The organism is Streptomyces sp. NPDC002889 (assembly GCF_042888425.1).
Lineage (GTDB): Bacteria > Actinomycetota > Actinomycetes > Streptomycetales > Streptomycetaceae > Streptomyces.
This window is the reverse complement of the sequence record NZ_JBIAPT010000061.1, coordinates 1-5,253: the sequence shown is the minus strand read 5'-3', so window position 1 is coordinate 5,253 and position 5,253 is coordinate 1. Positions and strand designations below refer to the sequence as shown.

At 66.2% G+C, this 5,253-nt stretch carries 4 protein-coding genes and 2 pseudogenes; 4 read left to right on the top strand and 2 right to left on the bottom strand.

The features are described from left to right. Positions 1 to 21 precede the first annotated feature (21 nt). On the top strand, positions 22 to 867 hold the full coding sequence (locus ACFYWI_RS38260; RefSeq protein ID WP_389240766.1) for an IS701 family transposase: 846 nt from the start codon (positions 22 to 24) through the stop codon (positions 865 to 867). 554 nt (positions 868 to 1,421) lie between these two features. On the opposite strand, the pseudogene ACFYWI_RS38255 reads toward ACFYWI_RS38260, so the two are convergent. Beyond that, positions 1,422 to 1,496, bottom strand: a pseudogene (locus ACFYWI_RS38255) (recombinase family protein); the annotation flags it as partial. Between the two features lie 247 nt (positions 1,497 to 1,743). Between ACFYWI_RS38255 and ACFYWI_RS38250 the strand changes: the two are divergent. Both ACFYWI_RS38250 and ACFYWI_RS38245 read left to right on the top strand, forming a co-directional pair. Further along, the gene (locus ACFYWI_RS38250; RefSeq protein ID WP_389240764.1) at positions 1,744 to 2,637 is read left to right on the top strand and encodes a helix-turn-helix transcriptional regulator; all 894 of its coding nucleotides are present in this window, start codon (positions 1,744 to 1,746) and stop codon (positions 2,635 to 2,637) included. Between the two features lie 174 nt (positions 2,638 to 2,811). After that, the gene (locus tag ACFYWI_RS38245) at positions 2,812 to 3,336 is read left to right on the top strand and encodes a hypothetical protein (RefSeq protein ID WP_389240762.1); all 525 of its coding nucleotides are present in this window, start codon (positions 2,812 to 2,814) and stop codon (positions 3,334 to 3,336) included. Between the two features lie 57 nt (positions 3,337 to 3,393). Here the strand turns inward: ACFYWI_RS38245 and ACFYWI_RS38240 are convergent, their stop codons facing one another. Beyond that, on the bottom strand, positions 3,394 to 4,029 hold the full coding sequence (locus tag ACFYWI_RS38240) for an SMI1/KNR4 family protein (protein ID WP_389240760.1): 636 nt from the start codon (positions 4,027 to 4,029) through the stop codon (positions 3,394 to 3,396). A 679-nt stretch (positions 4,030 to 4,708) separates the two neighbouring features. On the opposite strand from ACFYWI_RS38240, the pseudogene ACFYWI_RS38235 reads away from it, so the two are divergent. Beyond that, a pseudogene (locus ACFYWI_RS38235) lies at positions 4,709 to 4,999 on the top strand (transposase); the annotation flags it as partial. Between the last annotated feature and the right edge of the window lie 254 nt (positions 5,000 to 5,253).

The window sequence follows — 5,253 nt, the reverse complement described above, 5'->3', positions numbered from 1 at the left end:
TAGCACGAGCGGCAACGCGGCCTGACAGACACGGGGTCATATCTCAGACTCCCACCAACACCCTTCTGCCGAGCACTTATTGAAATACGGGCCCCCGGACGGACGGAGAATTGCCAGGTCGGCACGTTCCTCGCGTACGCGTCGGCGAAGGGTCGGGCCCTGATCGACCGGGAGCTGTACCTGCCCGTCTCCTGGGCGGAGGACCGCGAGCGGTGCCGGGAGGCCGGGATCCCGGACGAGGTGTCGTTCGCGACGAAGACCGAGCACTTCAAGGCCATGCTTCTGCGTGCTGTCCAGGCCGGCGTGCCGTTCGCGTGGGTCACCGCGGACGAGGCTTACGGGCAGTCGAAATCCCTGCGGTGGTGGATGGAACAGCGGGCCATAAGCCATGTGATGTGTGTGAAGACCAGCGACACCGTCATCACCCGCGGCGCGGGGGAACGCCGTGTCGACGAGCTGGTGGCCGCTCTCGCGCCACAGTCCTGGAAGCGTCTGTCCGCCGGGAAGGGGTCCCACGGTGAGCGTATGTACCAGTGGGCGCGGATCCCCATCCGGATCTGGTGGGAGAACGGCCACGGCCACTGGGTCCTGGCCCGCCGCAGCCTGAAAGACCCCTCCGATATCGCTTACTACGTCTGCCACGGGCCCGTCGGCACCCGCCTGAAAGACCTGGTCAGGGTAGCTGGCGCCCGCTGGGCCGTCGAAGAGTGCTTTCAGACCGCCAAGGGTGAGTGCGGCCTGGACCACTACCAGGTCCGGCTCTACCACGCCTGGTACCGGCACATCACCCTCGCCATGGCCACCCTCGCCGCACTCACCGCAGCCCGCGCCCACGAACTCTCAAAAGGGGCCACCACGGTGGCCTGATACCACTGTCCGTGGCAGAGATACGCCGCCTCATCGGCCACCTCCTCCACCCTGCCCGCCTCACCGTTCAGCACCATCTGCACTGGTCACACTGGCGAAGACTCAGCCAGACACGCGCCCGCAACAGCCACTACAGACAACGCGGGCACACCCCATAACTGTGATTGCAGTACTAGGTACATCGATGCCGCCGTCGCCCAGCTGCGCGCCGAGGGCCACGAGACCGCGCGGCCCGCGATCTGCTGCCCGATCCCGGCCGCTCGATCACGTCGATTTCACGGCAAGCGCGGCACCATCCACCAGGCGTCCGGGACGGGATGGAGGACCAGCTCGGTTCGCTTTCCTGAACGCCGTGGTGCTCTGGACCACCCCGGCTGGCGGAGGCCGGCGGCCGCTGCGCGACCCGCCTACCCCTCGTCGTCATCGTCGAGTTCGACCGCGTCAGGTCCGCGCCTACGACCTGCTGCGGATGCTCGGCCGCGAGGGCCACCCAGCCCACTTGCGGGAGTTCTTGTCCGCGAAGTTCTTCCAGCACCGGTGACGAGCTGCGTGGGGCCGCGGGCGCGGGCGGCGGTGAGGCCCTCGTTGGTGCCGATGACGATCAGCTCCCGGATGAACTCCGCCAGGGCGTCGGAAACAGCGGACACCGGTGTATGAAGTGCGGGGACGCTATCTCGAGGATCAAGCAGCTGCGCATCCTCCACCATTTCCGGATCAGCCTGATCAGTCTGTCGTCAGTCTCCGTGACCCTACTCACCCTCATGGTCTACACGCGGAAGGGGCTCCTGGAATCAACCAAACAGCTTTGGAATGATCGAATCTGTCGCGCTCATTCGGGTGCTGGCATCGGTTTTCTGACCTTCCAAAGGGGTTGTGGTGCCTCAGGCCGCACGGCTCGTGGACACCGCGCAGATCGTGGAGGAGTTCGGCACGAGCCGGCCCCGGATCAGCGTGTGGAGCAACAACGCGGACAGCGGCTTTCCCTCGGTGGCTCGCACGACGGGCCGCAAGCGGCTCTGGCGCCACGACCAGGTCGCTGCGTTCTTCGCCCAGCGGGCCACCGGACAGCGGAAGTTGTCAGCCGCTGTACTCGAGTCCGACCAGAACGAGCTGCTGGGCAAGGCGGAGGTGGCCAAGCTCCTCGGCTACACAAGAGTCGCCACCATCGATGCCTACCGCCGTGACCGGCCCGGATACTTCCCCAAACCCGACCAGCAAGACGCCAACGGGCAGCAGTGGCGACGCGGAACCATCGTCGCTTGGGCCACCAGCCGCCCTGGCAAGGGAAGGCGCAGATCCGCCCCGGCCTCCCTGTCCCAGACATCCGCGCACGGCAACCCCGACGAGCTGCTCGGCATCTCCGAAGCAGCAACCCTTCTCGGCTACAGCAGCGTCGCCTCATTCCTCAGCGCTCTCTCCCAGGGCAACATTCCTGAGCTACCCCAGCCCGAGGCCCTGAAGAAGGAGGGACGTGCCCGGCCCCGCAAGAAGTGGCGTCGCGCCACACTCGTGGCTGCGGCCCGACAGCGCGGTACGCTGCCACCCCCTTACCAGGAGGACGACGACATGGTCGGCGCCTCAGAAGCTGCCCAGATTCTCGGCTACGCCAACACGAACAGCTTCCTCAGCGCCCTCGGACACGGCACTCTCCCCGAACTCGACGAACCTGATGGCTTCAAGTACCGCCGCGGAAGCGCTGGCCCTCCACGCCAGCAGCGCTGGAAACGCCTCCGTGTCGAGGCCTTGGCCGAGCACCGCGCCTCTCCCTGACAACGCCCGGGCCTTCCCGCAGGGTCACACCTCCTTGGCTCGCTCGGCGATCGGCTTCGCCGCCTCGTTCTATGGCGCGGGCTGGTACCTGGCAGGCCAGCCATTGGGCACCACGGCTGGCTGATCCAGTCAAAGCTGCCTAACCACCCCGGCAGCAAGAGCGCGGGCAAGCCGATGAAGTACCTGCCGAAGGAAATCAAGAACAAGCACAATCGGGATCCGCAGTTAAACCGGGACACCATCTGCCCGAAGGTGGGAAGTGACGTCTGGGCAAAGGTCTACGGTCACCCCGACACCACCTTGCTGCCCGAGATCAGCACCCGTGACGCGAAGTCGTGCGACGAGTTCGCCTACGCCGCCACCTACAACTCCGGTGGCATGCCGCAGACTCTGGGGGGCCTGAACGAAGTCTCCAGCGGCGACGAGTGCGTGCAGAGCTATGCCACCCGGGTGAAGCAGGGCGAGTGGCACCTGTACGACGACGAGCGCAAGGCCGGGCCCACGTGGCAAGAATCGTGTGGACGCTCCTCGATGTCGGGCTGGATCAACTCCGGTTCGATGGCCGGATTCCCCGGGGCTTTCGCCGCGGCAGGGAAATTCCACCTGCTGGACGAGGACGAGTACTGGGTTCAGTTCCCCGAGTTCGAGCACTGCGACGCCAGCAAGACGACTGTGACGTGCACCGTCCCTAAGCCGTAACCCGCGAACGAACTGCCAGCTGGTGGCCCGGGGCGTGTACGTCCCGGGCCGCCAGCCCTAACGGGGACCGTCAAGTTTGATCATTCCCTCGGGGAACAACCGCGGGTCCCTGGGGTCGATCCAGGTCAGCCCCCCGCGACCGGTCAACACCGGCCAGTTGTACGTGTCGTCCACTCCATCCGGCCGGTGCAGACACCGCCCTTCTTCCAGTGCTGCGGCGATCTCGGTCAGCCAGTCGGCAAGCAGCCACCCCTGCGTACCCGACGGGTAGGGATCGTCCCCTCCGTCCACCGACCAGTGGCCCAGGCCACCGAAGGAGGGCTCACCCGAGCGCGCGTCCACATACCAGCCGGACCAGATGTCCCCGTCCTTCCGTGCGAACGGCACAAGGCCCGGCTCCCGCTCCCAGTGCTGCGTATGGGTCTCGTACTCATCCACCAGCTCGCCAAGAGGCAACATCGCCATGTCGGACGGCAAAATCCCGCGTCCAAATCCTTCGCCGAAGCCGTCATGGATGCGATACCAGGCCGCGAGCACCACCGGAAGCTCCACGCCCATGGCCGTCTCCGCCGCCGCGATGTCCGCATCACCAGCCGGCGGGCGCAACAAAGCGGCCGAAGCGGGAGCGTGGACACGCAGCCACGCCCCGATCCGGTCCCAGGACTCGGCTACCCGTTGCATATCGTCACTCATGCCGATCACCGTACCGGGTACGCCGAATCCATACGATGCTGATCGTGACGCGCTCGGTGGGGAGCGAAGGTCGAGTTCGGCTCAACGGTGCGGCCAACGGTGGTCAGGTGATCGCCCCAGCGGATGGCCAGGGCTGCGACCGGGAACAGGCCGCGGCCGGACTCGGCTTCCTGGTCCGGCTGGTGAGAAGCAGCGCGGTGATTGGCTGGGTAGCGGTCTTCTGCGGCGCGTGGCCCCGCTGCACACCGTGTCCAACACATACTTCCTGGACGGCTACCGCGGCCCCTCCGATGTGACACGACTTGTCCTTCGCTCATCGCACACCCGCGGGCAAGGCCCAGGTCCCCACCACATCGTCGCCGCGCTCTCTCCGACCCCACGGGGGCGGAGCTGCGGCCCGCCACGTACACCAGCCCCCGGTGCCACCGAGGGGTTCGATTCCCCTGCAGGAGCCTCGCGTTCTCCCTGCCCGGCCTGCTGCAGCGTCTGCAGTCCGGCATTGTCCGGCCGGGCCCTCCTTCTCAGGGACTCGGGTACCACGCCGAAGGCAAGGTCAGCCCAGTTGGCAGCGGCGATCTGCCCGAGGGGATCAGATCAGTCGGGGCTGCACCGTCCGCGCTGCGGAAGTCGACCGTGCCGCCGGAGCACTCCGCCGTGCTGAAGCCGACCGTGCAAACCGTGGGAGAACGCCTGGGCCGAGTTCGTGCCCTTCCTCTCCTTCGACGTCGAGATCCGGAAGGTCATCTGCTCAACGAACGCGATTGAATCCGTGAACGCCCGCATACGCAAGGCCGTCCGGGCCCGCGGACACTTCCCCAACGAGGCCGCCGCCCTCAAGTGCGTCTACATGGCACTGATGAGCCTCGACCCGACCGGCAAGGGCCGCAAGCGATGGACCATGCGCTGGAAGGCACCCCTCAACGCATTCCAGATCGCCTTCGAGGGCCGGCTCACCCCGGCCAACAACTGAACCTCAACAACCAAGATCAGCCGTTAATTGACACACCCACACCGCACGGTTTGACGCGATATGGCAGCGTCGGGGGGAGTGTGTGCTGTTTGCTGGGTGGCCCTGCATGGGGTAACTGCAGTGTGGGTGGTGTGGTTTGGGGTTGGTTGGTTTCAGGGTGTTGTGGCGGTGGGTGTTTTTCCTTGTTGGGTCTGTTGGATGCGTGTGATTTGCATGCGGGTGACGGTGTTGAGGGTTTGTGGGTCGGGGGAGTG